Raw genomic sequence first — 25084 nt, forward strand, 5'->3', positions numbered from 1 at the left:
GGGCACGGGACAGAGGTGTCGCAACACCGGGAAGACGTGGACGACGTGGAGCACACGGACGATGTGGTGACCGTGACGCCGTGCGAGGACGGGCCGCTGCTCCTCAGGGGACCGTTCCGGCTGGTCACTCAGGACGGCGTGCCGATCCCCGCGGGACGCTCGACGGTGGCGCTGTGCCGGTGCGGGCGCTCGGCGGTCAAGCCGTTCTGCGACGGCTCGCACAAGGTCATCGGCTTTCGCGCGCCGAGCGAACCCGACCCGCAGGACTGACCCGGCCGCGGCTGCGAGCGTGCCGCCCGGCGCAGCCACCGCGGGGAGTGCGCGGCCCGGCGCAGCCTGCGCCCCGCGTACGGGACGCCGCCCCGCAGCGCGGCCCCGGCGGCGAGCCAGCAGCAGATGGCCCGCTCCAGCACCCACACGGGCGCGAACAGCGCCGAAGAGGCGGGAAAGACGCGCCTGCCGCCCACCCGCCGCCTGCCCAGCTCGGCCAGCGCGACCGCCAGCGCGGCACCGGCCAGCGGCGGAGCGTACCGGCGCCGCCACAGGCACCAGACGAGCGCGGGCAGCAGCGGCAGGAACAGCGCGAGCCGGGCAGGCTGCGCCAGATCGTCATAGGCCTGGCGGACCCGCTGGTCCCAGAAGCGGGCCGTGTCGGGCGGCAGGCGCGGCACGTACAGGTCGAGCGGGCGCACCTCCCTGCCGCCGTGCGCGCGGACCGTGCGGATGAGCTCCAGGTTCTCGAACAGCACGTCGCCGTCGTAGCCGCCCATGCGCTCGAAGAAGGCGCGGCGCACGCCGAACGTGCCCGGGTAGTCGGCGCCGGCGCTGCGGTTCAGCAGGGTGCGGGCGGTGTCCCAGCGGGCGTGCCAGGGCAGCTCGGTGAAGTGGTTCTGGGGACGCACCAGGTCGGCGCTCTCCAGCAGCGCGTCGATCCTGGCGAGCGTGTCACCGTCGTGGCGGACGTCGTCGTCGGCGATGACCACGTGCCGGGCACGGGCCAGCCGCATGCCGGTGAGCACGCCGGCCACCTTGCCGTTGGCGCAGCGCAGGCCGGGGTCAGGGCGGACGTGCGCGACCAGCCCGCGCCAGGCGGCGGCGTGCCGCGCGAACAGCGGAGGCGGCGAGCCGTCCACGACGATGATCTCCCGTACGTGGCGGGCCAGCCCGCGCAGGTAGGCGGTGAGCTCGCCAAGGCCCCGGTCGTCCTCCCAGCGCAGCGGGAGCACGTAGTCCATCATGGGCGGCGGCTGCCCGAGGAAGATCGGGTTAAACGGACCCCGACCTGCTCCGACGTGCTCCGGCCTGCGCTAACGGGCCAGGCGGCCGAGCAGCGCGGCCGCGGCGGTGATCCCCGCGGCGGCGGCCACCGCGAGCACCGCGAAGTCCAGCGGCAGGTGCGCAGGCACGCCGAGCAGCAGCCCCCGCAGCGCGTCCACCTCGTAGCTGAGCGGGTTGACCGCACTGACGACCTGCAGCCAGTCCGGCATCGTGGTCGTCGGGTAGAGGGCGTTGGAGGCGAAGAACAGCGGCATCGTGATGGCCTGCCCGAACCCCATCAACCGGTCCCGGGTGCGGACGATCCCGGCGATCGTCACCGACAAGCAGGCGAAGAACGCCGACCCGAGCAGCACCGTCACCACCACCCCGAGCAGGCGCAGCGGATGCCAGCTCAGATGCACGCCCAGGAGCGCGGCGATGACCACCACCACGGCCGCCTGCACGATGGCCTTCACCCCGGCCGCGAACGCCTTGCCCGCCACCAGCGCCGCCCGCGGCGTCGGCGTGACCAGCAGCTTGGTCAGCACGCCCGAATCGCGCTCCCAGATGATGTGGATGCCGTAGAAGATGGCGATGAACATCGTGGACTGCGCGATGATGCCCGGCGCGAGATAGTCGCGGTAGGGGATGCCGCCCGTCGGGATCACGTTGATGCGGGTGAACGTCTCGCCGAAGACCAGCAGCCACAGCGCGGGCTGGACGGCGCGGGTGTAGAGCTCCGTACGGTCGTGGCGCAGCTTCTGCAGCTCCACCATGCACATCGCGACCAGCCTGGCCGGGATCACCCGCCAGGCGGGCCGGTCCTGCGGCGGGGCGGGCAGCGGCGCGGCGAGCGAGCCGTCAGCCGACGCGGGAGGCCGTGGCACGGGTACGGCGGACATCGCGGAACTCCCCTCCCTCCTCGTTGAGGCCGCTGCCTGCGACGTCGCGGAAGACGTCCTCCAGGGTCGGCTCCGGGCCGGCGCCGCGCCGGGCGCGCAGGTCGTCGGTCAGCTCGCGCGGCGTGCCGGACGCGCGCACCCGGCCCTTGTGCATGAGCGCCACCCGGTCGCAGTACTGGTCGGCCTCGTCCATGTAGTGGGTGGTGACCAGGACCGTCATCCCGGTCGCGGCGCGCACGGCCATGATGTGCTCCCACACCACCGTGCGCGCGATGGGGTCGAGCCCGATCGTGGGCTCGTCGAGTATGAGCAGGCGCGGCGCGCTGACCAGGGCCTGGGCCAGCTCCAGGCGGCGTATCATGCCGCCCGAGTACGTCTTCGCCAGCCGGTCGGCGGCGTCGGTGAGCCCGACCGCCTCCAGCGCCTGCTCCACGCGGGCGCGCCGCTCGCGCCTCGGCACGTCGAAGACGCGGGCGAAGAGCGAGACGTTCTCCCTGCCGGTCAGCCCCGAGTCGGCCGAGAGCTGCTGGGGGACGTAGCCGAGCAGGCGGCGCACCCGCATCCTGTCGGCGGCCACGTCGAGGCCGAACACCCTCGCCATGCCCTTCGGCACGGGGAGCAGCGTCGTGATGCACCTGATGGCGGTGGTCTTGCCCGCGCCGTTGGGGCCGAGCAGGCCGAACACCTCGCCGGAGCGCACGGTCAGGTCGAGGCCGTCCACGGCGGTGGACTCGCCGAAGGAGTACCGCAGCCCCGTACACGAGACCGCAGCACCCTCCTCACCGGCCCCGCTCTCCGGCGCACCGCCGTGCCCATCGCCGTATCCGTTACTGGGCCCGTTACTGGGCCCGTTAGTGTGCCCGTTAGTGTGCCCGTTACTGGGCCCGTTGCCCTGCGCGGGGCCGTGTGCGGGGTCGTCGTGGGCGGTCCCGCCGGCGTGGTCTCGTGCGCCGTCGGCGTCGGTCATCACGCCGTCACCTCCTCCTGCAGGCTCTCGGCCAGACGCCGCATGGCCGGGAGCGCGGCCTCCAGCGCGGCCAGGTCCTCGTCGCCGAGCCGCGCCAGGTGCTCGCGGACCAGCGCCGTGCGGCGTTCCTGCCAGGCGCGCAGCCGCGCCTCCCCCTCTGGAGTGGGCAGCAGCCTGGCGGATCTGCGATCGTCGCTGCGCACCTCGCGGTCGATAAGCCCGGCTCCGCTGAGCTGGTTGACCAGCGTGGAGACCGAGTTGCCCGCCAGGTAGAGCTCCTTGGCCGCGGCCGAGACGCTGATGCCGGGGTTGTCGGCGACCAGGCGCAGCAGCTCGACCTGGGCGCCGCGCAGCCGCGGCCCGCTCAGGCCCTGACGCAGGCGGCGCCGGATCAGCCGGTTGAGCCCGGTCAGCACGCCGGCGAACGCACCGGGCAGATCCTCCTCCGTACTCATGCCCGAAATATTAGCTCTGCTTACGATGTATTGTGAAATAAGCAGGTCAAAGGACATTTGCTCGCCACTTGCGCTGATTTCCGGCCAAGCAGACCGACCGTGCGCCCCGACCGCGGCGGGGAACCACGCCGACGAACTACTGCTCGCACAGGTCACGACAGAACGTCACACCGACGAGAGCCACAGCTCGCGGAGATCACGACAGAACGCCACGCAGACGGGAGCCCCCAGCTCGCGGAGGTCGCGACGGAACGCCACGCCGAAGGGAGCCGCTCCCGGGGAGGGTCGCGGGCATAGCCTTGCCCCATGGTGCGCTTCGCTGTCGGACTGCCGAACGTCGGCGAGTTCGGAGACCCCACGCTGCTGACCGAGCTCGGCGTCGCCGCCGAGGACCACGGCTGGGACGCGGTCTACCTCTGGGACCATCTGCTCTACCACGACCCGAGCTGGCCGGTCGCGAACCCGGTGGTGACGCTGTCGGCGATCGCCGCGCGTACGAGCCGGGTCCGGCTCGGCATCCTGATGACCGCGCTCCCCCGGCGGCGGGTGCAGACCGTGGCCAAGGAGACCGCCTCGCTCGACCGGCTGTCCGGCGGCAGGCTGGTGTTCGGCGCCGGGCTGGGGTCGCTGGACTCCGAGTACGCCGACTTCGGCGAGGACCCCGATCTGAAGGTCCGCGCGGCCAAGCTCGACCAGGGCCTCGACGAGCTGACCCGGCTGTGGGAGCGGCTGCTGCCGGCCCCTGTGCAGCGGCCGCGCATCCCGATCTGGTGCCCTGGACGCTGGCCCACGAAGGCGGGCTTTCGCCGCGCGGCCCGCTGGGACGGCGCGATGCCGACGTTCCGCGACTACGGCCACGACCTTCCGCCGGTGCCGGTGGAGGAGTTCGCACGGGTGGTCGACTTCCTGGGCGAGGAGCGGGGGTCGCTGGACGGGTACGACATCGCGCTGGAGGGCCGGGCGGCGGACGGGCTCGTCGAAGGGTACGCGGCGGCCGGGATGACCTGGTGGGTGGAGGCGATGGGATGGTGGCGCGGCGGCGTCGCCGACGCCCGCGCCACGATCGCCGCCGGCCCACCCCGCTGACCCGCATCACCGCCCGCCCGGCGGAGCCGCGGCCAAGCTGTGGCAGAGCCGCGGCAGAGCTGTGGCGGAGCCGCGGCAGGGGCGGGCGGCGCACAGGAGAGGCGGGCACGGCTGTGGCGCGGCGGTCAGTGGGAGCCGCCGCGCCACGAGGTGCTGGGGAAGGTCAGCTTGCGCTGCAGGACACTGTGGGCCAGGTCCAGTTGCCGTTGTGCTGGATGGTCACCCCCCAGTTGTTGCCGTTGCCGTTGGGTCTGGCTTGGAGCACCTGGGAACTCGGATAGGTGGCGCTGATGTTCCAGGTGGCGATGATCCTCGCCGGGGACGGCACGTTCATGGTGACGGTCCAGTTGTTGGAGCCGCTGACCGAGACGTTCAGGTTGTAGCGGTCGCTCCACTGCTGGCCCGCGGAGAGCGTGGCGGTGCAGCCGCCGCCGGGGTTACCTCCGCCGTTGTCGCCGCCGCCGTTGTCGCCGCCGCCGTTGTCACCGCCGGAGCCGATGGTGATGTTGGAGTTGCCGCTGCTCTGGTAGCCCTCGGTGGCGAGGATCTGGTAGTCGTGGCTGCCGAGGTTCATGCCGGCGCGGGCCCAGGCGTCGAAGTGGTTGCCGACGGTGATGGTGCCGCCGGTGCGCCGCTGCTGCCTGACGCTCCAGAACTGGTCGAAGGTGCGGGTGCCCTCGATGGACGGGGCGTTGTAGCGGGTGGTCTGGTAGATGTCGTACGTGCCGCCGTCGGTGGTCACGGTGCCCTTGTACGTACCGGTGGGCCGGTAGGTGCCCCAGTTCTCGACGATGTAGTACTCGATGAGCGGGTTCCTGGTCCATCCGTACAGCGCCAGGTAGGCGTTGCCCGACGGGTTGAAGCTGCCGGAGTACGTCACGGTCCTGCGCCCGCCGGTCGCCCAGCCCTTCCCTGCGACGAAGTTGCCGGTGTTGTACCAGGAGGTGCTGTAGTTACCGCCCGAGCCCAGCTCCATGGAGACCGTGCCTTGGGCGTCGGTCCAGAAGGAGTAGAAGTAGCCGCCGTGGTTGCCGGTCTGGTTGGTGGTGACGGCGGCGTGGGCGACGCTGGGGAGCATCGCGACGCCGAGGGCCGCGATGACGGCTAACGCGCGGGCGGCGAATCGCCACCGGCGCCTGCGGGCCGGTGGATAGGGGGGTGCGCCGTTCATGGGGTGCTTCCTCCTCGCGTGATGGCGGCGGGGATACGGGCGCGCGCGTACGCGCCCCATGGCCTCAAGGGCCCCTGATCGACGATGGGTGAAGCGAGCCGTCTCTCCGAAAGTATCGGAGAGACGGCGAAAGTATCGGACTCGCTTCCGGCGCCTGTCAATGGCCTCTTGCGCACTGTGAAGCGCGGTTTACCACATCTCCGCAGCAAGCCGCCCTATAGCACAGCGAGATGTCGATGAAATTTTCGCGAGATCACCGAAACTTGGCGATCACGGTGTCCGTCGCGGCCCTGATGATCTCCAGCGCGCGCTCGACGTGACGGGCGTGCGTGCGGAAGCTCAGCACGCACAGCCGCAGGTAGAGCCGCCCCTGGACGGTCGTGCTGCTCAGGTGGATCTGCCGGGTGTCGTTGATCTCCTTGAGCAGGCGTCGGTTGCGCTCGTCGTCGCCCTCGCGCAGGCGGAAGACCACCACGGTCAGATCCGGCCGCCACGGCACGGCGAAGCGGGGGTCGGCGGCCAGCTCCCGGTGCACCAGGGCGGCCAGGTCGAGCTTCTCCTCCAGCTCGCGGGCGAAGGCGTCCACGCCGTGCAGGTGCAGCGGCAGCCACAGCCGCAGTCCGCGGAACTCCCTGGTCAGCTCCACGCCGAGGTTCGCGAAGTCGGGCAGGCCGTCCATCGCGGCGAGGTCCTGGAGGTAGTCGCCGCCGTCGGCGTGCGCGGCGTGCAACGCGGCCGGGTCGCGGACGAGCAGCACGCCCGTCCCGTACGGCAGGAACATGCTCTTGTGCGGGTCGATGGCGATGGAGTCGGCGCGTTCGATGCCGGCGAGCAGGGCCCGGCCGCGCCCGGTGAGCCGGAAGCCGCCGCCGTAGGCCGCGTCCACGTGGAACCACAGCCCCTCACGGGCGGCGAGCCCGGCCAGCTCGGGCAGGGGGTCGATGGTGCCGGTGCCGGTGGTGCCCGCGGTCCCGGCCAGCAGGAACGGCCGCAGCCCCGCGGCCCGGTCGGCGGCGATCAGCTCGGCGGCGGCGCGCACGTCCATACGCAGGTCCTCGGTCATCGGCACCTGACGCACGGCGGTGGCGGGCAGGCCGCAGATGCGGGCGGCCTTGGCCACGCAGTAGTGGGTGTGCGCGGTGACGTACAGGGTGGCGCCGGTCAGGTCGTCGCCGAGGCGGCTCTGGCGTGCGGCGAGCACCGCCGACAGGGTGGCCGTCGATCCGCCGCTGGTGGTGATGCCGCCCGCGCCCGGCGGCAGCCCGAAGCGCTCGCACAGCCAGGTGAGCACGCCGTGCTCCATCGCGACCAGCGCGGGCGCCATCTGGGCCAGGCCCGTGAACCGGTTGGCGGCGTTGGCCAGCAGCTCGGCGAGCGCCGCCGAGTACAGCCCGCCCGCGGGGAAGTAGGCGAGGTAGCCGGGACCCGCCGTGTTGACCCCCTGCCCGGCCGCGCGCAGGAACGTCTCGACCAGCTCGCCGAAGTCGCCCGGCCCGGCGGCGGGCGGGCGGCGCAGGCGTTCCGCCAGCTCAGCTGAGGGCGTGTAGTCGCTGGCGGGCGACTTCTCCAGGGCGTCGAGCCAGTCGGCCAGCGCGTCCACGGCCTGCCGGCCGAGCGCCGCCATGCCGGTGCGGTTCACATCGAGTTCCGTCATGCCCGGCACCCTAGGAGGAAACGGGCACCCCGGGCTTGGACGCCGGTGCGCCTCGCGGGCCATGAGCTCCCCTGCGGCTTTCGCACAGTGCCATGGCTTTCGCACAGTGCCATGACTTTTGCACAGTGCCATGAACGGCCCCGCCTCCGGCGGCGTACCTCACCATGACGGCCGTCTCAGGCCGGGGAAGGGGACGATGGTCATGGGACCCCGACGCGTACTCATCGTCTGCGGCATCGCCGCGCTCTGGCCGCTGGCGGCGTGCGCCGGCTACACGCCGACGCCCACCGCCGACACGGCCGCACTCACCGACCTGGCGAGCGAAACACCGTTGCCCGAGGCCGAACCCTCCGGCTCCGCGCCGCCCGCGGAGGAGGAAGAGGACACCGGGACCTGGCAGACGAAGTGGGGGCCGCTGTCGGAGATCGACAGGGAGCTCATCCGTAAGGTGCGGCTCGCCGGCCTGTGGGAGATGCCGATGGCCCAGGACGCCGCGCAGCGCGCCGCCTCGGCCAAGGTCAGGGAGGTCAGCGAGACGATCGCGGGCCAGCATCACACCCTCGACAGGCAGGTCCGCGAGCTGGCGTCGAAGCTGGAGGTCAAGCTGCCGGTGAAGCCCACCGAGCAGCAGCAGCGCTGGATGAGCGACATCTCCGGAAGCACCGGCTCCTCGTACGACGCCACGTACGTCAAATGGCTCCGCCTGGCGCACGGCCAGATCTTCGGCCTGATCGGCAAGGTGCGCGGCAGCACCCAGAACACGCTGGTCCGCCGCTTCTCCGAGCAGTGCAACGCGGCGGTGCTGAACCACCAGCGCCTGCTGGAGAGCACGGGCCTGACGACCCCGGAGAGCTTCCCCGACCCGGCGGCCTGACGCGGCTCACCCACCCGGCCACCCCACCGGTGAAGCGGGCGACCGCGGCCATGGCGGCGGAACCGCGGACGACCCCACCCCATGACGGCGGAACCGCGGGTGACCGCAGCCCATGACGGCGGAACCGCGGGTGACCGCAGTAGACGGCCGCGGGCGCCGCGGGTCAGACGTCTTGCAGGCCGAGCGGGCGTGACGCGGCGTCCGCCGATTCGCCGCCCGCCGCGCTGAAGGCGTTCATGGCGGAGACGAGGGCGCGGCGCTGCTCGGCCGGCATGCGGGCGACGATGGCGCCGATCTCGGCGCGGCGGCGCTCCATCACCTGGTCGACGATGCGCTGCCCCTCGGCGGTGAGCCGCATCAGGCTCTCGCGCCGGTTGTGCGGGTTGACCTCGCGGACGACCAGCCCGGCGGCCACCAGGCGGTCGGCCATGCGCATGGCGGTGGAGGAGTTGACGCCGAGCAGCTCGGCCATGGTGACGAGCTTGGTCTCGCCGTGCCGGGCGAGCAGCACCATCATCCGGAACTGCGGCAGCGTGACACGGTCCCCGACGGCGCCGAGCGACCTGGCGGCGACGGCGACGAGCAGCCGCGACCCGCTCAGCACGGCCGTGACGACGGCCGACAGGTCGTCGTCACGGCCGGCGATGCGTGTCCCGCCCTTCGAGGACATGTCACCCATGTCCACAGTTGTACCGCCGCTACCCCTCCTGCCGCGCGGGCGCCCTCTCGCAGGAGCTGATCGGCACCCCTGGGCACTCCCGCTCCCCCGTCGTGATGAGCAGCACGATCCCCATCATGAGGATGGCGCACGTGAGCAGCATCAGCATGAGCCAGACCTGCATGGCGGACTTGCGCCGCCGGTGGGGACCGGCCTTCCCGGAAAGCAGCGCGTCCAGCTCGGGTTCATCGAGCGCTAATCGCTTCTCCAGGTCTTCCAGTGCCCGACGCTCTTCCCGGGACAGCCCCATGCCTTACGCCCTCATCCCCTCGGCGGCCCAAGAGCGGCACCCAGGACACGCCCCCGTGTACCCCCCGCTTCGCGCCATGCTCGACATCCTGATGACCTCTGACATTCCAGCCCGGCGGATCAAGGAGACCAAGAGAACCTTGCATACTGCAATGAACCTGTGATGTGAGATCACGCATAACGCCCACGAGCCCCACCCGACCGGTGTGAGGAAACGGGGCGCAGGCGCGGAGACCCAGCACGGGCGCGGCGACCGGGCACGGACACGAGACCGGACGCAGGCGCGAGACCGGACGCAGGCGTGGAGAGCAAGCGCGGGCGTGGAGAGCAAGCTCGGCGTCCAGGCGTGGAGACCTGGGGACGCGGCGTGCGGGCATGAAGCGGGCCGGGCCCTCGGTGCGGGCCCGGCCTGCCGGGTCACCGTGCGGAACGGGAGGCCGTCACGGTCAGGGGTTCTTGCCCATCGCCTTGCGGACGACGTCGCGGACGCGGTCCATCATCGCCATCGGCGTGCCCATCAGCACGTTCTTGGCGGCCGACTCGGTGCCGGGGTGCGGATGGGTGGGCGCCATGGCCTCGGCCGCCTTGACTCCCGCGGCCATGCTGCGCCGCTCGGCCTCGGTGGTCTGGGCGATGAGCTTGTTGAACTCGTAGCGCTCCTCGGCGCGGGCGTGCGCCTCGACGGCGCCGCGCAGCATCAGCAGGTTCTCCATGAAGTCGGGCGCGTCGGGCCCGGCCTCGTCCATGCGGGACAGGAGCTGCTTGGCCTGGTTCTCCTCGGTCAGCCGGTCTTCGACGACGCCCTCGCCTCCGTCGATCCTGCCGCGGGCGTAGGGGTGGACGATCTCCTCTTCAGCGGTCTCGTGCACGGCGAGCATGCGCACCAGGCGGGTGAAGGCCTCGCCCCGCTGCCCGGCGGGGGCCTGCTCGACCTCGTCGAACAGATCTCTGATCATGCCGTGCTGGGCCACCAGCAGGTCGATGACGTCCGTCTCGGCCATCTTCTCCGGAGCCGTCTTCGTCATGTCTGTCCTCCTTCGAGTACGGGGCCGCCTACCCCGGCCGGAGGCGGACACGCCCGCCCGGCGAACCGATTACCGAACCAGGAGCGACTCCAGGTCGGCGAGGTGCCGCCCGCTCATCGGCGCGCGGCCGGCCTCCACGTCGGCAAGGCGCGCGCGGGGCCCTGAGCAGCGGGGTCGCCACGCCGCGCAGGTCCGCCGCCGCGAGCACCTCGCGGTAGTGCTCGTGCACCTCGACCGGCCGGTGCCGGACCGCGACGTCGCGCCAGGTGCCGCTGCGGTCCTCCGGCCGGGTGCGCAGCCACGCGGTCAGCCGGTCCGTCGCCGCCTGCCGCTCCTCTCCGGCGACTCCGGCAGGTACGCCCGCGGCTCGAACGCGTCGAACGGCTCAAGCCGCCGCCCGAGCCGGTCCGCGACCGCGAACACCTCGGCGGCCGGCGCGTGCATGAGCGGCCTGTGCCGGTCGATGAGGTCGGCCATCGGCGCGCCGGCGAGCGCGGTGGCGCTCAGCATGGCGCCGAAGCCGAGCTTGGCCCACAGGTGGCCGCTGACGTTGCCGGTGGTCCTGGCGCCGAGCGCGGCGAGGTCGGCGGCCAGCCGGTCCACGCGGGGGCTCGGCCGGCCGTCCAGCTCGCCGATGACGAACGGCCCGGCCCGCCGTCGCGGATGACCCCCGGCTCGACCACGTCGGCGACGATGCCGGCGAACGCGCCGATCACCCGCTCCAGTCCCACGGAGGTGGCGATCAGGCCCTCGTTGAGGCCGTCCTGCACCGACACCACGTACCCGTCCTCGGCCAGGCGGGGCGCGATCCAGCCGGCCGCGTCCGCGGTGGCCTGGGCCTTGACGCACAACAGCACCCGGTGCAGCGGCCCGTCCACCTCGCCGGGGGTGGCGGCGGGCACCGCCACGCTGCGCTCGCCGCCGGCGCCGCGCAGGACGAGGCCGTCGCGGCGGACCGCCGCCACGTGCCCGGCGTCGGCGTCCACCAGCAGCACGGCGCCCGTCCCCGGGCCCGGTCGCTGATGGAATCCCTGCGTTGACGTGATCCCCCATGATCTCCCGAACCATCGGATCCCGGGCATGCGGCGTCGCGGGAGGAACCGCCTGGAGCGCCGCGGCACCGGACGGGGAAGCCGCCGGGACGCGAGGCAGGGGGCGCGCCCGCCCCGGCGACAAGCCGGTGATCCTCTTCTGCCGGGCGTTCTCCGGCCGACGCGGCCGTTTGCCGTCGGCCTACAATCCGTACGTGATAGGGACCCTGGCTCGCCGGTGGTCGTGCCTGATCCTGGGCGGGGCGCTGCTGATGCCGTACATGATGGCCGGCAGCCTGATCGCGGGCCTGGTGAGCGGCCAGACGGCCAGCCTGCTGCTGCCCGCGCAGCTCGGCGTGTTCGCGGCCGTGCTGCCCGTCGTGGCGGTCACCGGGCTGTTCCTGCCGATACGCGGGCTCGAGGTGAGCGCGGCGCAGGGCCTGCTCGGCGCCCGCGTGCTCACCCCGCCCCGGCAGGTCCGCCGGTCCTGGCAGGAGCGGCGGCGCACCGCCGCGTGGTTCACCCTCCACCTCGGCGTGGGCGGCGTGGTCAGCGGCTGCACGCTGGCGATCGTGCCGTTCACGATCTTCACGGTCGCGGTGTTCTTCACCGGGCCGCCCGCGCAGCCGGTGGGGCTGGACATCACGCCCGGCTGGAACGCGTTCCTGTGGGCGCTGGCGGGGCTGGCCTTGCTCGCCGGGCTGGTCGCGCTGGCGGCCGGGTCCGGTGCGCTGCTGGCCAGGCTGGCGCCCGTCCTGCTCGGCCCCACGCCCGCGGAACGGCTCGCCGCCGCCGAGGAGCACGCCCGGGCGCTGGCCGAGCGCAACCGCCTGGCCCGCGAGCTGCACGACTCCGTCGGCCACGCGCTCAGCGTCGTCACCCTGCAGGCCGCGGCGGCGGGGCGGGTACTCGACCGCGGCTCCGACGACGCGCCCAGGACGGCGCGCAGCGCGCTGGCCGCCATCGAGCAGTCGGCCCGCGCCGCCCTCGCCGACCTCGACCATGTCCTCGGCCTGCTCAGAGACGACCCGCCAGGAGACGGCCCGCCCGGAGACGACGACGCCGCGCGGCGAACGCCCGGGGACGCGAGCGGCGCTCCCGGCTCCACCGGGGGCGACGGCCGCCGCGCGGCCGGGGACGCGGGCGACGCCCCGGCCGGGCGGCCCGACGCCCGGCGCGCCAGAGCACCGCAGGCGACGCTCGACGACCTCGGCGAGCTCGTCGCCACCTCGGGCGCCCCCGTGGAGCAGCAGGTGGGCGACCTGTCGGCGGTGCCGGCCGTGGTGTCCCGCGAGGCGTACCGGATCGTCCAGGAGGCCCTGACCAACGCCATCAAGCACGGCGCCCGCGGCCCCATCCGCCTGACCGCCGCCGTGGACGGCGACCACCTGCGCGTGGAGGTCGTCAACCCGTGCGACGGGCAGCGCCGCGACGGCGTCAGGAACGGCGGGCGGACCGGCGGGCGGGGCCTGGCGGGGATGCGGGAGCGGGTCAGGCTTCTGCGCGGCGACCTGGAGGCCGGACCGGCGGAAAACGGCTGGCGCGTGGCCGCCCGCCTGCCGCTACGGTCGAAGCCATGACGCTGCGTGTCGTGATCGCCGACGACGAAGACCTCATCCGTACCGGCCTGCGCATCATCATCGACTCCGAGCCCGGCATGACCGTGGTGGGCGAGGCCTCCGACGGGGCGGAGGCGCTGGCGGTGGTCCGCCGCGAGCGGCCCGACGTCGTGCTGATGGACGTCCGCATGCCCGCCGTCGACGGCATCCGCGCCACCGAGCGGCTGCTCGCTCTGGACGAGCCGCCCAAGGTGCTGGTGGTGACGACGTTCGAGAACGACGACTACGTCTACGACGCGCTGCGCGCGGGCGCCAGCGGCTTCCTGCTCAAGCGCACCAGGCCGGACGACCTCGTCCAGGCGGTGCGCCTGGTGGCGGCGGGCGACTCGCTGCTGTTCCCCGCCGCGATCCGCGCCCTGGCCGGCCGCAGGTCGCGCGCGGGGTCGCCGGAGAAGGTGCCGGGCATCGACCGGCTGACCGAGCGTGAGGGCGATGTGCTGCGGCTGATGACCAAGGGCCTGTCCAACCAGGAGATCGCCGCCGAGCTGGTGGTCAGCCAGGAGACCGTCAAGACGCACGTGGGCAACGTGCTGGCCAAGCTGGGCGCGCGCGACCGTACCCAGGCCGTCATCGCCGCGTACGAGTCGGGCTTCGTCTCCCCCGGCTGACGTCTCGGCCGGGCCGGCGTCTCCGCGATGACCGGGCGCCGCGCCGGGGCGCGTACGGCGCGGCGCCCGGATCAGCCGCGTACGCCGCCGCGCCGCAGCAGCTCGGCGGCCGGCACGACGGTCGCCTCCGCGGCGCTCATCCCCGTCGCGGCCAGGGCCTTGTCGACGAGGTGGAGGCCCACCGCGTACCCGGCCATGTCGGGGATGCCGCGCGGCTCGCCGCCGAAGCGGCGGGCGGTGGTGTCGCCCAGCACGTACGCGGGCGTGTTCTGCATGCCCTGCAGGTCGAAGTCGGCCATGATCTTCTCGAAGGCGCCGTCGAACGCCTCCCCGGTCACCATGGACGACCACGGCCCCATGGCCTCGGGCCCCGACTGCTCGCGGACGAACGCCTCGGCCAGCCCTTCGGCGACCACGTGCTCGCCCACGGTCACGGCGACCGGGTCCCACTCCACGTTGCTGAAGCGCACGTGGTGGTGGAACTCGTGCACCGCGAGGTGCGAGATCCGCCCGATGACCTCGTCGGACGGCCAGGCCAGCAGGTAGATGTAGCTGGTGCCGGCCCCCATGCCGTAGTAGCCGCCGGAGATCTTCATCAGATGCTCGTTGCCGGGGTCGCCCAGGATGAGGAAGACGTCCAGCTTGTCGGGCTGCGTGGCTCCGCCGAGCGCCTGCGAGGCGCGCTCCAGCTCGTGCTTCACCTGGCCGAGCACGTCCTGCTCGATCATGCGGCGCACGGCGGGCAGGTAGCGCGGGTCGTCGGCGTCGACGCGGAAGCCGCCGCCTTGGTGGTGGATGCCGACGATGTCGCCCGGCATCGGGATCGACGCGCGCATCGGCTCCAGGATCTCCCGCAGCGCGTCCGGCCGGCGCTCCAGTGGCTGCTCGAGCAGGGACGCGATGGGCGTGAGGGTGTCGTGAACGATGAACTCCATGGCCCGGGACGCTAAACCCTCACGTTACGTGAGGCTCAAATCATTTTCCCGGCGCCCGTTCACAGCGCCGCCTCATCACAAGCGGGCCCACAGTGCCACCTCTTCACAGTGCCACCTCTTCACAGTGCCACCTTCTTCACAGGGGGCTCCACAGTGCCACCTCTTCACAGGGGGGCCTCGTCGCCGGGATCCTCGCCCGGCGAGCGGCCCGGCGTGCGCTGCCCGCTCTCCGACGGCGACGGCGAATCCGACGGCGAGGGCTGCGGGTTGGGCGTCTCGGGGGTCGGCGGCGGCGTGGGCACGAACACCGTGGGCGGGAGCTGGCGCGGCTGCGGCTCGCTGTCCTGCCGCCCGAACACCAGCATGAGCAGGATCGCCACCACGAGCAGCAGGAGGATGAGCACGGCGAGCGCGGCGAGCAGCACGCGCTTGCGGGTCTCGGTCAGCGGCCGCCGGGGCCGCGGCGGGCCGGGCAGGGCGGGGGCGCGGTCGGTCAGCCAGTACGGCACGAAGTCCGGCCCGTGCGCCTGCCCGATGAGCGTCCCGCCCACCATGACCGGCTCGAGGAACCGTTCCGCGCCCGGCCGTCCCGGCTGGTACGGCACCGCCACCCACGGCGCCCGCCCGCCGTCGTACGCGAGCACCTCGGGCATGCCCTCGAGCACGGCGCCGCCGGCGCGCGACCTGGCGGGACGGGTGAGCCAGCCGCGCACGCCCGAGCGTTCCCGGCCGCCCGCCTCCTTGATGGCGGTGACGAACCGGTCGCGGGCCGCGGCGTCATAGGCGGCGCCCCTGGTGAGCACCGCCAGCGACACGGCGCGGCCGTCGGGGCCCTGGCCGAGGTAGACGAAGCCGGCGGGCGCGCTGTGCAGGCGCGCCTGCACCACGTAGGGCCCGAGCCGGGGCGGGTCACCGTACTGCAAGGGACTTGCCACGTTTGCCATGTAAGCACAGACGTGGCGTCGTGCGAGTTTGCGGCGCGTTTGGTGGAATGGGCGTCATGAGCGTCGCCGAAGAGTTGCCAGGCGGAAACGACGCGGCATTGCTGCGTCAGAGTCTCGACGAGGTCCGGCGTGTCATCGTCGGCCAGGACCACATGGTCGAACGCCTCGTCGTGGCGCTGCTGGCGCGCGGGCACTGCCTGCTCGAAGGGGTGCCGGGGGTCGCCAAGACCCTCGCCGCCTCCACCCTGGCCACCGTCGTGGGCGGCACGTTCGCCCGGATCCAGTTCACTCCCGACCTCGTGCCGAGCGACATCGTCGGCACCCGCGTCTACCACCCGTCCACCGAGAAGTTCGATGTCGAGCTCGGCCCCGTCTTCGTGAACTTCCTGCTGGCCGACGAGATCAACCGCGCTCCCGCCAAGGTGCAGTCGGCGCTGCTGGAGGTGATGGCCGAGCGCCAGGTCACGCTGGCGGGCGTCACCCATCCGCTGCCCAAGCCGTTCATCGTGCTGGCCACGCAGAACCCGATCGAGTCGGAGGGCGTCTACCCGCTGCCCGAGGTGCAGCGCGACCGGTTCCTGTTCCGGGTGCGCGTCCCCCATCCCAGCGCCCACGAGGAGCTGGAGATCCTGCACCGCATGAGCGTCACGCCGCCGGTGCCGGAGCGCGTGCTCGACCCGCCCAGGCTGCTGGAGCTGCAGAAGGCGGCCGAGCAGGTCTCGGTGCACCAGCTCGTCGCCGACTACGTCGTGCGGCTGGTGATGTCCACCCGCAACCCGGCCGAGTACGGCCTGCCCGACCTCATCGACACCATCGAAGTCGGGGTCAGCCCCCGCGCGACGCTCGGGCTGGTGTCGGCGGGGCGGGCGCTGGCGCTGCTGCGCGGGCGCGACTACCTGCTGCCCGACGACATACACGACGTCGCCGTGGACGTGATGGCGCACCGGCTGATGCTCACCTTCGACGCCCTGGCCGACGGGGTCGATCCCGAGGACGTCGTCAAGCAGATCCTGCACGCCGTGCCCCCGCCCCTCGTCGTCTGGAACCAGAACCGTTGAGCACCACTGCCGAACAGGCGCTGCGGCGGCTCGAGCTGACGGTCACCCGCCGGCTCGACGGCCTGCTGCACGGCGCGCACCAGGGCCTGCTGCCGGGCACCGGCAGCGAGTCCGGCGACAGCCGGGTCTACGTGCCCGGCGAGGACGACGTGCGCCGCATGGACTGGGCGGTGACCGCCCGCACGACCATCCCCCACGTACGCGACCTCATCGCGGACCGCGAGCTGGAGACGTGGGCGCTCGCCGACCTGTCGCCCAGCATGGACTTCGGCACCGCCGACACTGACAAGCGCGACCTCGTGATCGCGGCGGTGGGCGCGATCGGGTTCCTGTCCAGCCGCATGGGCGACCGTTTCGGCGCGCTCGTCATCCACGACGAGTACGTCCACCGCATGCCCGCCCGCACCGGCCGCCCCGCGCTCTACGGCCTGCTGAACTCCCTCATGGACGCGCCGCGCGGCCGCGTGGTGCCCGACCCGCCGGATCTCGCCGAGGGCATCGACATCCTGAACGCCACGCGCCGCCGCCGCGGCCTGCGGCTGATCGTCTCCGACTTCCTCGACGCCGAGCCCGACCTCGACCCTGACGCCGAGCGGCCGTGGGAGCGCCCGATCCGGCGGCTGGCGGCCCGCCATCAGGTGCTGGCCGTCGAGGTCATCGACCCGCGCGAGCTGGAGCTGCCGGACGTGGGCCGGGTCGCGTTCGCCGACCCCGAGACCGGGAACGTACGCGAAGTACACCTTTCGCCGAAAATCCGGCAGGCGTACGCGGAGGCGGCGGCCCTGCAGCGTGAGGGCACCCGCCTGGCCCTGCGCCGCGCCGGCGTCGCCCACCTGGTGCTGCGCACCGACCGCGACTGGGTGTTCGACATCGCGCAGTTCGTGTTGCGCCAGCGCCGCATGAGCCACCTCGCCCACAGGAGACCGACCGCATGACGTTTCTCGCCCCCGGCTGGCTGTGGCTGTTCGTGCTCGTGCTGCTGCTCGTGGCGGGCTATGTGGCGGCCATGTTCCTGCGCCGCCGCTACACGGTGCGCTTCACCAACCTGGCCCTGCTCAACCTCGTCGCCCCCGCCGGGCCCGGCTGGCGCCGCCACGTGGCGCCCGCGCTGTTCCTCGTCATGATGTCGCTGCTGGTCATCGGCGCCGCCAAGCCCGCCGACCAGGTGCGCGTCCCCCGTGACCGCGCCACGATCATCATCGCCCTGGACATCTCGCTGTCCATGGACGCCGACGACGTGCAACCCGACCGCATCAGCGCCGCCAAGGCCGCCGCGCAGGCGTTCGCGCAGGAGCTGCCCGACCGCTTCAACGTGGGCGTGGTCTCCTTCGCCCGCTCGGCCAACGTGATCGTCTCCCCCACCACCGACCACCAGGCCGTGGTCACCGCGCTCGGCAACCTCACCACGCGGCCCGGCACCGCCATCGGCGAGGCGGTCTTCAACTCGCTGGAGTCGGTGCGCTCGTTCGACCAGCAGGCCGCGACCGACCCGCCACCGGCCGCGATCGTGCTGCTGTCCGACGGTGACAACACCTCGGGCCGCTCGGTCGGCGAGGCCATCGAGGCGGCGGCGCAGGCCGGCGTGCCGGTCTCCACGATCGCGTACGGCACCCAGGAGGGCACGGTCAACATCGACGGCCGCCCGGTCAACGTGCCGGTCAACAAGCAGACGCTGCAGGCGCTCGCCGACGGCACCAGCGGCCGGGCCTACACCGCCGAGTCCGGCGCCGAGCTGCGCGAGGTCTACGAGCAGATCGGCACCTCGCTCGGCTACAAGCTGGTCAACCAGGAGATCACGCAGTGGTTCATCGTGGCCGCGCTCGTGGCGGGGCTGCTGGTGGCGGGCGCCGCGGTGCTGTTCGGTACGCGGATCCCGTAACGTTTGGCGACGTGGCTCATTACTTCTCCGAGCAGCCCGAGACCGCGAGCAGGCCGGCGTCGGTCGATCTCGTCCTGCCCGACCTGCATCTGCGGCTGGAGACCGACCGCGGCGTCTTCTCGCCCGAGCGGATCGACGTCGGCACCCGGGTGCTGCTGGAGAGCGTCCCGCCGCCGCCTCAGGAGGGCGACCTGCTCGACCTGGGCTGCGGCTACGGGCCCATCGCGCTGACCATGGCCAAGCGGGCGCCCGGCGCCACGGTGTGGGCGATCGACGTCAACCGGCGCGGCCTGGAGCTGACCGAGCGCAACGCGAGCAAGGCCGGGCTCGGCAACGTGCGCGCCGTGCACGTCGACGAGGTGCCGGAGGGCGTGACGTTCCGCGCCATCTGGTCCAACCCCGCGATCCGCATCGGCAAGCAGGCGCTGCACGAGATGCTCACCAGGTGGCTGACCCGGCTGGCGCCCGACGGCGTGGCCCACCTGGTCGTCCAGAAACACCTCGGCTCGGACTCCCTGCAGCGCTGGCTCGGCGAGCAGGGCTGGCAGGCCTCACGCGAGGCCAGCCGGGCCGCCTACCGCATCCTGAAGGTGACCCGTTGAGAAAACAGCTGCGCCCCACCGACGTCAAGCGGCTCAACCGCACCTGGCGCAGGAACACCGGGAACCGGCTCGCGCTCATCATCGAGTCGGTCACGGGGCCGTTCAACATCGGCTCGATCTTCCGCAGCGCCGCCGCGTTCGGCGTGGACGAGATCTGGCTGGCCGGCAACGCCACCCCGCCCACCAACCCCAAGGCGGGCAAGACAGCACTCGGCACCGAACGCCTGGTCACCTGGCACGACCCGATCCCGGCCACCGAGGCGGTCAAGGCGGCGCGCGAGGAGGGCTACGCGGTGCTGGCCATCGAGCTGACCGCCGAGTCGGTGCCGCTGCACCGCGCCGACCTCGACCGGGACGTGTGCCTGGTGGTCGGCAGCGAGGACCACGGCTGCTCTCCCGCCCTGCTGGAGGCCGTGGACGGCGCCTGTTACATCCCGCAGGTCGGGCGGGTCGGCTCGTTCAACGTGGCGGTCGCGGCGGCCATCGCGCTCGCCGAGGCGCGGCGGCAGGAGTGGCAGAATCTCCCCGATTCGTAACCGCACCGTTCATCACGAAGGGGCATACTTCTCCACGTGCTGAGCCGTCGATTCGCCTTTCTCGACCATCCCGGCCCGCTCGCCTTCGCCCACCGCGGTGGCGCGGCCGAGGGCGCTGAGAACACCGTCGCCGCCTTCGAACGCGCGGTCGGGCTCGGCTACACGTACCTGGAGACCGACGCGCACGCCACCTCCGACGGGGTGCTGATCGCCTTCCACGACCACACCCTCGACCGGGTGACCGACCGGCGCGGCCGCATCTCCGCGCTGCCCTACCGGACGGTCAAGCAGGCGCGCATCAACGGCGTGCACGAGATCCCGCTGCTTGAGGACCTGCTCGGCACGTGGCCGGAGATCCGTTTCAACATCGACGTCAAGGAGTGGGCGGCCATCGGCCCGCTGGCCGAGGCGGTCAGGCGTACCAACTCCTACGACCGGATCTGCCTGACCGCCTTCAACGACGAGCGCCTTGAGGCGGCCAGGCGGGCGCTGCGCAAGGAGGTGTGCTCGTCGCTCGGCCCGCGCGGCGTGGCCGCGCTGCGCGCCGCCGCCGCCACCTCCGGCTACGGCCGCACGCTGGCCCGCCTGTCGCGCTCCGGTGTCCCCTGCGCGCAGGTGCCGGTCGGCTTCCGCGGGCTGCGGGTCACCACCCGCGCCCTGGTCCGGACGGCGCACGCCATCGGCATGCAGGTGCACGTGTGGACGATCAACGACACCGCGCGCATGGAGCAGCTGCTGGACCTCGGCGTCGACGGCATCATGACCGACAACGTCACCGGCCTGCGCAACGTGCTCGACCGCCGCGGGCTCTGGCATTCCGGCCTCGCGGCCTGAGATCGTACCGGCACCGTCCCCATACGCCAGGCCCCCGCGCAGAGGGCCCCAGAGGAGCGAGACGACACCATGCCCGGATCCGCACCCCCCGCGGCCCTCGACGACTCCCCCGCAGCGCGCCGGCGCGAGCAACGCGGCTGGTACTTCTACGACTGGGCCAACTCCGCCTTCTACACCACGGTCATCTCGGTCTTCCTCGGCCCCTACATCATCCCCGTGGCCAAGACCGCGGCGTGCGCCAAGGACTTCCCTGATGTGGACTCCGGCACGTGCGTGTCGACCTTCGACGAGCTGGCCGCCGCCCACCCCGGCCTCGGCTACGTGGACGTGCTCGGCGCCGACATCCGGCCGGCCGCGTTCTTCGGCCTGATCACCACGATCGCGGTGCTGCTGCAGATCGTGTTCCTGCCGATCGTGGGCGCGCTGGCCGACCACATCGGGCGCAAGCGCGAGATGCTGGGCGTGTTCGCCTACATCGGCGCGCTGGCCGCGATGGGGCTGTTCTTCGTCGAAGGCGACCGCTACATGCTCGGCGGCGTGCTGTTCGTCGTCGCGAACCTGGCCTACGGCTCCTCCGTCGTGGTGTACGACTCCTTCCTGCCGCAGATCTCCACCGCCGAGGAGCGCGACGCGGTCTCCTCGCGCGGGTGGGCGATCGGCTACCTCGGCGGCGGTCTGCTGCTCGCGCTCAACCTGGTGCTCTACCTCCAGCACGAGAGCCTCGGCCTGACCGAGGGCATGGCGGTGCGGATCTGCATGATGTCGGCGGGCCTGTGGTGGGCGACGTTCACGATCATCCCGCTGCTGCGGCTGCGCAACCGGCCCGTGCCCGCCCACGAGACGTCGGCGCTGGCCGCGGTCGGCGGCAGCGTCCGCCGGCTCGGACACACCCTCGCCGGGTTGCGGAAGTATCCGCTGACGCTGCTGTTCCTGGTGGCGTACCTGGTCTACAACGACGGCGTGCAGACGGTCATCGCCAACAGCGCGGCATTCGCGTCCGAGGCGCTGAAGTTGTCGCAGACCGTGCAGATCTCCGCGATCCTCATGGTGCAGTTCGTGGCGTTCTTCGGCGCGCTGCTGCTGGGGCGGCTGGCGCGCGCCTTCGGCACCAAGCGCACGGTGCTGGCGAGCCTCGTGCTGTGGACGGCGATCGTGGTGATGGCCATGTTCGTGGCCGAGGGGCAGGCGGTGCAGTTCTACCTGATGGCGTTCGCGATCGCGATCGTGCTCGGCGGCACGCAGGCGTTGTCGCGCTCGCTGTTCTCGCTGGTCATCCCGAAGGGGCGGGAGGCCGAGTACTTCAGCCTGCTGCAGATCAGCGACAAGGGCTCGGCGTTCATCGGCGCACTGACGATCACGATCGCGCTGCAGCTCACCAACAGCTACCGGATGGCGATCATGTCGATGATCCTGTTCTTCGTGGTCGGGTTCGTGCTGCTCGCGCTGACGAACCTGCCGAAGGCCATCCGTGCGGCCGGCAACGAGGTGCCCGAACGCATCTGACGCTCGCGGAGGCCCGGCCACTGCGCTGAGGGCGTGAGCATCGTGTCGAGGAACGTGGGCCCTGCCTTCAGGACGTGGGCCCTGCCTTCAGGACGTGGGCCCTGCCTTCAGGACGTGAGCACGGCCCCGCCGACGCCGCTGTGCCCGGCGGGTGTGCCCACGAGCTCCACGCTCGCCTTGGAGCGGACGCGTTCGCCGATGACGCCGGCGATCGCGTCGGTCACCCGGAGATCGGGCCGGCCACGATGCCGTCGGCCTCCGGCCTGCTGAAGGCGGCCTCCTTGATGGCGAACGTCACGCTCGGCGCGGGATCCCCGACCGGCTTGCCGCCGTTGCCCCAGCGGCCCGCCGGGACGACGACGAGCCGGACCTCGGCGATCTCGCGCCCCCACTCCCCGTAGAGACGGCGACGACGGCGTCGGTCAGCGCGCTCTCGCGGCCGGCGAGATCGCTTTCCGCGGCGTGGACGGTCAGGTGCGAGCTGCGCTCGCTCGACCTCGCGCCGCGGCACCTGTCACCGCTGTTGATGCTCCTGCTCGACGGCCCGCTGACCGTCTCCCAGCTCGCCGACCGGCCGAGCGTCGCGCCGACCACCGTGAGCCTCCTGGTCAGCGAGCTGAGCCGCAAAGGCGTGCTGGAACGGCGGGAGGACGACGCCGACCGGCGCCGCCGCATCATCGACATCAGCCCCGGGAGCCGGCCGGCCATCTCCCGATGGCCGTCCCCGGGGGCGCGGGCCTGGCGGCGCGCACTGGAGCCGCTGACGGCCGAGCAGCGGCGGCTGGTCGTCGACACCCTCCTCGCGTACGAGTCCGCCCTCGCCGAGACGAGGAAGCCGCCGCGCAGCAGCGGCGGGGTGCGGCGCGGCAGCCGGCGGGTGACCGGGCGGGGACGCTCTCCGCGCCTGGCGCCCCCGCCCGGAGTTCAACCGATCCGCCCGTACGACGGCAACTCGCTGACGCGAGCCGGCCCGCCGTACGGACCGTCGCGCCGGATGCGGCATTCCGGCACTTTCACAGAACCGATCAACACCCTGTCAGATACGACGCAAGGTTTGACCGTCCCGTTGAGTGAAACACATCACTCTTCCGAAAAACCGCCCTCAAACTCCCCATGAGCACGCTAGCCACTCAGGAGTCTATGTGCGTCAGCGGAGTGATGATGATCACGCGACGCATTTCCTGGAGTGCGGAGGCGGCGTGACGGCCACGGGGCAGCGCACTTCGGTGAGCGCGGTCTGGATGACCGGCCCGATGAGCACGCCCGCCCGCCTGCCGCTGTGCCCCAGCACGAGCAGCGCCGCCCCGCTCGCACGCTCCACGATCGCCCTGGGCGGCCGCTCGGTCACGAAGTCGGCCGTCACGGGGACGTTCGGCCTGCCGGAGGCCAGACGGCGCACCGCCTCCCTGAAGCCCGCCTCGGCCGCCGCCCGGATGGACCTGGCGTCCACGAACGGGCGCTCGTCCTCCCCCGGGCAGTCGCAGGAATCCCACCAGCCGCACACCGCCTCCAGAGAGCCGCCCCGCAGCTCCGCCTCCCGCAATGCGAACCGGAACGCCGCCTCACTGGCCGGCGACCCGTCCAGCCCCACCACCACCCGCACCCCACCGGCCTCCTCGCCCATCGGGTACGCGATGGCCCGCTCCCCACCGACCGACCCCGCAGACCGCCCGCCCGGGTGCGCGGAGACCTGCCCGGACGGGCCGCCCGGGTCCGCGAGAGCCTGCCGAATACCCACCGCTTCCCCGGAGGGGCCGTTGGGGCGTACCACGATGACCGGGGCGGGGCTGTGCGCGGGCACCTGGACGGCGGCCGACCCCACCCGCAGGTCCTCGAACCCTCCGACCCTGCGCGAGCCCAGCACCACCAGCTCCGCCTCCTGAGCGGCCTCCAGCAGCACCGCGGCGGCCGGCCGCTTGACCAGCAGCGGGCGGACGTCCGGCGCACCGCCCAGTGCGCGCACCCGCCGCACGCCCTCCTCCACGATCCGGGCGGCGACCTGCTCGACCTCCGCCAGCAGCGTCCGGCTGGCGGGGCGCAGCGCGTACGGCCAGTGCCAGGCGTGACAGACGACCACGGGACGCCCGCGCAGCCGCGCCTCCTGCACCGCCCACCGCAGCGCCTGCTCGCTCCCCGGCGACTCGTCGTATCCCACCAGGACGAATCCACCGCCAGGCTCCCGCACCACACCCCTCCCCACGAGGTGTCCGGCCCTCATGGGTGCGCTTCCCTGGCGCCCCGCCCCGACTCGCCGCCCGGCAGACTTTGACCGGCCCTTGGACCGGCGACCAGACACCCCCGAACCCCCGGAACGCACACCGCCCATCGGCGAGCCCCGCGTTCCGGAGAGTGGGGCCTGCCCCGAGCACGCCCACAGCCCCACCGCGCTGCGAAACGGCTACCCCCGGACACGACACGAGGCCGGGCCACAGCCGGAAGGCATGCGCGCGTCAGGCGCTCACCCGGGAGGAGGGCAGGCCGCGGACACGCGAATGCCCGGGCCTTCACCCCCGAGGAGGGGCCCGGGCACGAACAGGAAGAGGGGCCGGACACAGAACAGGCCGGGCCCGCATCCTCGAAGGATGCGGGCCCGGCCCGTTAACAAGCTCGCCTGGGTCAGGCGGCCACGATGTTCTCCGCCTGCGGGCCCTTCTGGCCCTGCACGACGTCGAAGGACACCTTCTGCCCCTCGAACAGCTCGCGGTAGCCACCGTCGGAGACGATGTTCGAGTAGTGGGCGAAGACGTCGGACCCGCCGCCGTCCTGCGAGATGAAGCCGAAGCCCTTTTCAGAGTTGAACCACTTAACGGTTCCGGTAGCCATGTCGATCTCCTTCAGAGATGGGTGCGATCCACACCGTGCGGACCGCGGTGTCGCCGTGTGAAAGCCCATCCGGAGATGACCGGAGAAAAACAAAAAACGCGTCTAGCTGCACTCTGCCAGACGCGCACAAAGTCTTATGGGTACAACAACTGCAACTCCTTCAACGTACCACGCATCTCCCCAACCGCCAAACCCAGCCGCCAGGGCGAAGCACAGCACCCCACCGGCACACGGCGAAACGAGCGCGGCACCCCGCCGGCACGCGGCGAAACGAGCACAGCGCCCTGCACCGGCACACGGCGAGACAGGTCGGCCGCCGAGCGGCGGCCCATCTCCTACGCGAAGGCGAGGACG

28 protein-coding genes and 1 pseudogene are annotated in these 25084 nt (G+C 72.4%); 13 read left to right on the top strand and 16 right to left on the bottom strand.

Annotated features, from left to right (window positions below):
* Positions 1-72: 72 nt before the first annotated feature.
* A pseudogene (locus tag ACGFIM_RS05565) lies at positions 73-165 on the top strand (hypothetical protein); the annotation flags it as partial.
* On the opposite strand, the gene ACGFIM_RS05570 reads toward ACGFIM_RS05565, so the two are convergent.
* The 4 genes from ACGFIM_RS05570 to ACGFIM_RS05585 form a co-directional block, all read right to left on the bottom strand.
* Positions 129-1238, bottom strand: coding sequence for a glycosyltransferase (locus tag ACGFIM_RS05570; RefSeq protein WP_393195094.1), 1110 nt, complete (start codon positions 1236-1238; stop codon positions 129-131). The pseudogene ACGFIM_RS05565 and the gene ACGFIM_RS05570 sit on opposite strands and share 37 nt — an antisense overlap.
* Positions 1239-1307: 69 nt before the next feature.
* The gene (locus ACGFIM_RS05575) at positions 1308-2159 is read right to left on the bottom strand and encodes an ABC transporter permease (protein ID WP_393195097.1); all 852 of its coding nucleotides are present in this window, start codon (positions 2157-2159) and stop codon (positions 1308-1310) included.
* Positions 2119-2880, bottom strand: a complete 762-nt coding sequence (locus tag ACGFIM_RS05580; protein ID WP_393195100.1) for an ABC transporter ATP-binding protein — start codon at positions 2878-2880, stop codon at positions 2119-2121. The genes ACGFIM_RS05575 and ACGFIM_RS05580 overlap by 41 nt, the downstream gene beginning before the upstream one ends.
* Positions 2881-3125: 245 nt before the next feature.
* Positions 3126-3581 carry a MarR family winged helix-turn-helix transcriptional regulator gene (locus ACGFIM_RS05585; RefSeq protein ID WP_393195103.1) on the bottom strand — a complete coding sequence of 152 codons (456 nt, stop codon included), beginning with the start codon at positions 3579-3581 and terminating at the stop codon, positions 3126-3128.
* A 306-nt stretch (positions 3582-3887) separates the two neighbouring features.
* Between ACGFIM_RS05585 and ACGFIM_RS05590 the strand changes: the two genes are divergently transcribed.
* Entirely contained in the window at positions 3888-4667 is a 780-nt protein-coding gene (locus tag ACGFIM_RS05590) for an LLM class flavin-dependent oxidoreductase (RefSeq protein WP_393195106.1), read from the top strand.
* Between the two features lie 163 nt (positions 4668-4830).
* On the opposite strand, the gene ACGFIM_RS05595 is transcribed toward ACGFIM_RS05590, so the two are convergent.
* Together ACGFIM_RS05595 and ACGFIM_RS05600 are read right to left on the bottom strand one after the other, a co-directional pair.
* Complete coding sequence (locus ACGFIM_RS05595; protein WP_393195109.1) at positions 4831-5838, bottom strand: glycoside hydrolase family 11 protein; 1008 nt, start codon at positions 5836-5838, stop codon at positions 4831-4833.
* 253 nt (positions 5839-6091) lie between these two features.
* Positions 6092-7492 (bottom strand): pyridoxal phosphate-dependent decarboxylase family protein, encoded by a 1401-nt coding sequence (locus ACGFIM_RS05600; RefSeq protein WP_393195112.1) that lies wholly within the window; start codon positions 7490-7492, stop codon positions 6092-6094.
* Between the two features lie 202 nt (positions 7493-7694).
* On the opposite strand from ACGFIM_RS05600, the gene ACGFIM_RS05605 reads away from it, so the two are divergent.
* A complete protein-coding gene (locus ACGFIM_RS05605; RefSeq protein ID WP_393195115.1) occupies positions 7695-8366 on the top strand; it encodes a DUF4142 domain-containing protein in 672 nt (223 codons plus the stop codon).
* A 163-nt stretch (positions 8367-8529) separates the two neighbouring features.
* On the opposite strand, the gene ACGFIM_RS05610 is transcribed toward ACGFIM_RS05605, so the two are convergent.
* The 5 genes from ACGFIM_RS05610 to ACGFIM_RS05630 form a co-directional block, all read right to left on the bottom strand.
* Positions 8530-9045 (bottom strand): MarR family winged helix-turn-helix transcriptional regulator, encoded by a 516-nt coding sequence (locus ACGFIM_RS05610; RefSeq protein WP_393195118.1) that lies wholly within the window; start codon positions 9043-9045, stop codon positions 8530-8532.
* A gap of 19 nt (positions 9046-9064) precedes the next feature.
* Positions 9065-9334: a DUF3040 domain-containing protein gene (locus tag ACGFIM_RS05615; protein ID WP_393195121.1), complete on the bottom strand. Its 270-nt coding sequence runs from the start codon at positions 9332-9334 to the stop codon at positions 9065-9067.
* 445 nt (positions 9335-9779) lie between these two features.
* The gene (locus ACGFIM_RS05620; protein ID WP_393195124.1) at positions 9780-10358 is read right to left on the bottom strand and encodes a hemerythrin domain-containing protein; all 579 of its coding nucleotides are present in this window, start codon (positions 10356-10358) and stop codon (positions 9780-9782) included.
* 306 nt (positions 10359-10664) lie between these two features.
* Positions 10665-10868, bottom strand: a complete 204-nt coding sequence (locus ACGFIM_RS05625; RefSeq protein WP_393195127.1) for a hypothetical protein — start codon at positions 10866-10868, stop codon at positions 10665-10667.
* Complete coding sequence (locus ACGFIM_RS05630; protein ID WP_393195130.1) at positions 10862-11353, bottom strand: ketopantoate reductase family protein; 492 nt, start codon at positions 11351-11353, stop codon at positions 10862-10864. The genes ACGFIM_RS05625 and ACGFIM_RS05630 overlap by 7 nt, the downstream gene beginning before the upstream one ends.
* Before the next feature lie 251 nt (positions 11354-11604).
* Here ACGFIM_RS05630 and ACGFIM_RS05635 point away from each other — a divergent pair, with 251 nt between their 5' ends.
* Both ACGFIM_RS05635 and ACGFIM_RS05640 read left to right on the top strand, forming a co-directional pair.
* Positions 11605-12969, top strand: coding sequence for a sensor histidine kinase (locus ACGFIM_RS05635; protein ID WP_393195133.1), 1365 nt, complete (start codon positions 11605-11607; stop codon positions 12967-12969).
* Entirely contained in the window at positions 12966-13616 is a 651-nt protein-coding gene (locus ACGFIM_RS05640) for a response regulator (RefSeq protein ID WP_393195136.1), read from the top strand. Before ACGFIM_RS05635 ends, ACGFIM_RS05640 begins: the two co-directional genes overlap by 4 nt.
* Before the next feature lie 71 nt (positions 13617-13687).
* On the opposite strand, the gene ACGFIM_RS05645 is transcribed toward ACGFIM_RS05640, so the two are convergent.
* Complete coding sequence (locus ACGFIM_RS05645) at positions 13688-14551, bottom strand: DUF2268 domain-containing protein (RefSeq protein ID WP_393195139.1); 864 nt, start codon at positions 14549-14551, stop codon at positions 13688-13690.
* 164 nt (positions 14552-14715) lie between these two features.
* Positions 14716-15495 (bottom strand): hypothetical protein, encoded by a 780-nt coding sequence (locus tag ACGFIM_RS05650; protein WP_393195142.1) that lies wholly within the window; start codon positions 15493-15495, stop codon positions 14716-14718.
* A 56-nt stretch (positions 15496-15551) separates the two neighbouring features.
* On the opposite strand from ACGFIM_RS05650, the gene ACGFIM_RS05655 reads away from it, so the two are divergent.
* The 7 genes from ACGFIM_RS05655 (at position 15552) to ACGFIM_RS05685 (ending at position 21907) form a co-directional block, all read left to right on the top strand.
* Positions 15552-16553 (top strand): AAA family ATPase, encoded by a 1002-nt coding sequence (locus ACGFIM_RS05655; RefSeq protein WP_393195145.1) that lies wholly within the window; start codon positions 15552-15554, stop codon positions 16551-16553.
* Positions 16550-17488, top strand: a complete 939-nt coding sequence (locus ACGFIM_RS05660) for a DUF58 domain-containing protein (protein WP_393195148.1) — start codon at positions 16550-16552, stop codon at positions 17486-17488. Before ACGFIM_RS05655 ends, ACGFIM_RS05660 begins: the two co-directional genes overlap by 4 nt.
* The gene (locus ACGFIM_RS05665; RefSeq protein WP_393195151.1) at positions 17485-18432 is read left to right on the top strand and encodes a VWA domain-containing protein; all 948 of its coding nucleotides are present in this window, start codon (positions 17485-17487) and stop codon (positions 18430-18432) included. Before ACGFIM_RS05660 ends, ACGFIM_RS05665 begins: the two co-directional genes overlap by 4 nt.
* Before the next feature lie 11 nt (positions 18433-18443).
* On the top strand, positions 18444-19034 hold the full coding sequence (locus ACGFIM_RS05670) for a class I SAM-dependent methyltransferase (protein ID WP_393195154.1): 591 nt from the start codon (positions 18444-18446) through the stop codon (positions 19032-19034).
* Positions 19031-19570 (top strand): TrmH family RNA methyltransferase, encoded by a 540-nt coding sequence (locus ACGFIM_RS05675; protein WP_393195157.1) that lies wholly within the window; start codon positions 19031-19033, stop codon positions 19568-19570. Before ACGFIM_RS05670 ends, ACGFIM_RS05675 begins: the two co-directional genes overlap by 4 nt.
* 39 nt (positions 19571-19609) lie before the next feature.
* The gene (locus tag ACGFIM_RS05680; RefSeq protein WP_393199633.1) at positions 19610-20404 is read left to right on the top strand and encodes a glycerophosphodiester phosphodiesterase family protein; all 795 of its coding nucleotides are present in this window, start codon (positions 19610-19612) and stop codon (positions 20402-20404) included.
* 69 nt (positions 20405-20473) lie between these two features.
* Positions 20474-21907, top strand: a complete 1434-nt coding sequence (locus ACGFIM_RS05685; RefSeq protein ID WP_393195160.1) for an MFS transporter — start codon at positions 20474-20476, stop codon at positions 21905-21907.
* A gap of 220 nt (positions 21908-22127) precedes the next feature.
* On the opposite strand, the gene ACGFIM_RS05690 is transcribed toward ACGFIM_RS05685, so the two are convergent.
* Entirely contained in the window at positions 22128-22418 is a 291-nt protein-coding gene (locus ACGFIM_RS05690) for a hypothetical protein (RefSeq protein ID WP_393195163.1), read from the bottom strand.
* Positions 22419-22433: 15 nt separating this feature from the next.
* On the opposite strand from ACGFIM_RS05690, the gene ACGFIM_RS05695 reads away from it, so the two are divergent.
* Positions 22434-23024, top strand: a complete 591-nt coding sequence (locus ACGFIM_RS05695) for a MarR family transcriptional regulator (RefSeq protein ID WP_393195166.1) — start codon at positions 22434-22436, stop codon at positions 23022-23024.
* 48 nt (positions 23025-23072) lie between these two features.
* On the opposite strand, the gene ACGFIM_RS05700 is transcribed toward ACGFIM_RS05695, so the two are convergent.
* The gene (locus ACGFIM_RS05700) at positions 23073-24092 is read right to left on the bottom strand and encodes a universal stress protein (protein WP_393195169.1); all 1020 of its coding nucleotides are present in this window, start codon (positions 24090-24092) and stop codon (positions 23073-23075) included.
* 431 nt (positions 24093-24523) lie between these two features.
* Positions 24524-24730: a cold-shock protein gene (locus tag ACGFIM_RS05705; RefSeq protein ID WP_393195172.1), complete on the bottom strand. Its 207-nt coding sequence runs from the start codon at positions 24728-24730 to the stop codon at positions 24524-24526.
* Positions 24731-25084 lie beyond the last annotated feature (354 nt).

This window comes from Nonomuraea sp. NPDC049309, assembly GCF_043196965.1.
GTDB classification, from domain to species: Bacteria; Actinomycetota; Actinomycetes; order Streptosporangiales; family Streptosporangiaceae; genus Nonomuraea; species Nonomuraea fastidiosa.

Coding starts and splice junctions, on each gene's coding strand:
- ACGFIM_RS05570 (WP_393195094.1), bottom strand. CDS start 1,238: ATGATGGACTACGTGCTCCCGCTGCGCTGGGAGGACGACCGGGGCCTT.
- ACGFIM_RS05575 (WP_393195097.1), bottom strand. CDS start 2,159: ATGTCCGCCGTACCCGTGCCACGGCCTCCCGCGTCGGCTGACGGCTCG.
- ACGFIM_RS05585 (WP_393195103.1), bottom strand. CDS start 3,581: ATGAGTACGGAGGAGGATCTGCCCGGTGCGTTCGCCGGCGTGCTGACC.
- ACGFIM_RS05590 (WP_393195106.1), top strand. CDS start 3,888: ATGGTGCGCTTCGCTGTCGGACTGCCGAACGTCGGCGAGTTCGGAGAC.
- ACGFIM_RS05595 (WP_393195109.1), bottom strand. CDS start 5,838: ATGAACGGCGCACCCCCCTATCCACCGGCCCGCAGGCGCCGGTGGCGA.
- ACGFIM_RS05600 (WP_393195112.1), bottom strand. CDS start 7,492: ATGACGGAACTCGATGTGAACCGCACCGGCATGGCGGCGCTCGGCCGG.
- ACGFIM_RS05605 (WP_393195115.1), top strand. CDS start 7,695: ATGGGACCCCGACGCGTACTCATCGTCTGCGGCATCGCCGCGCTCTGG.
- ACGFIM_RS05610 (WP_393195118.1), bottom strand. CDS start 9,045: ATGGGTGACATGTCCTCGAAGGGCGGGACACGCATCGCCGGCCGTGAC.
- ACGFIM_RS05615 (WP_393195121.1), bottom strand. CDS start 9,334: ATGGGGCTGTCCCGGGAAGAGCGTCGGGCACTGGAAGACCTGGAGAAG.
- ACGFIM_RS05620 (WP_393195124.1), bottom strand. CDS start 10,358: ATGACGAAGACGGCTCCGGAGAAGATGGCCGAGACGGACGTCATCGAC.
- ACGFIM_RS05625 (WP_393195127.1), bottom strand. CDS start 10,868: ATGCTGAGCGCCACCGCGCTCGCCGGCGCGCCGATGGCCGACCTCATC.
- ACGFIM_RS05640 (WP_393195136.1), top strand. CDS start 12,966: ATGACGCTGCGTGTCGTGATCGCCGACGACGAAGACCTCATCCGTACC.
- ACGFIM_RS05645 (WP_393195139.1), bottom strand. CDS start 14,551: ATGGAGTTCATCGTTCACGACACCCTCACGCCCATCGCGTCCCTGCTC.
- ACGFIM_RS05650 (WP_393195142.1), bottom strand. CDS start 15,495: ATGGCAAACGTGGCAAGTCCCTTGCAGTACGGTGACCCGCCCCGGCTC.
- ACGFIM_RS05655 (WP_393195145.1), top strand. CDS start 15,552: ATGAGCGTCGCCGAAGAGTTGCCAGGCGGAAACGACGCGGCATTGCTG.
- ACGFIM_RS05665 (WP_393195151.1), top strand. CDS start 17,485: ATGACGTTTCTCGCCCCCGGCTGGCTGTGGCTGTTCGTGCTCGTGCTG.
- ACGFIM_RS05685 (WP_393195160.1), top strand. CDS start 20,474: ATGCCCGGATCCGCACCCCCCGCGGCCCTCGACGACTCCCCCGCAGCG.
- ACGFIM_RS05695 (WP_393195166.1), top strand. CDS start 22,434: ATGCTCCTGCTCGACGGCCCGCTGACCGTCTCCCAGCTCGCCGACCGG.
- ACGFIM_RS05705 (WP_393195172.1), bottom strand. CDS start 24,730: ATGGCTACCGGAACCGTTAAGTGGTTCAACTCTGAAAAGGGCTTCGGC.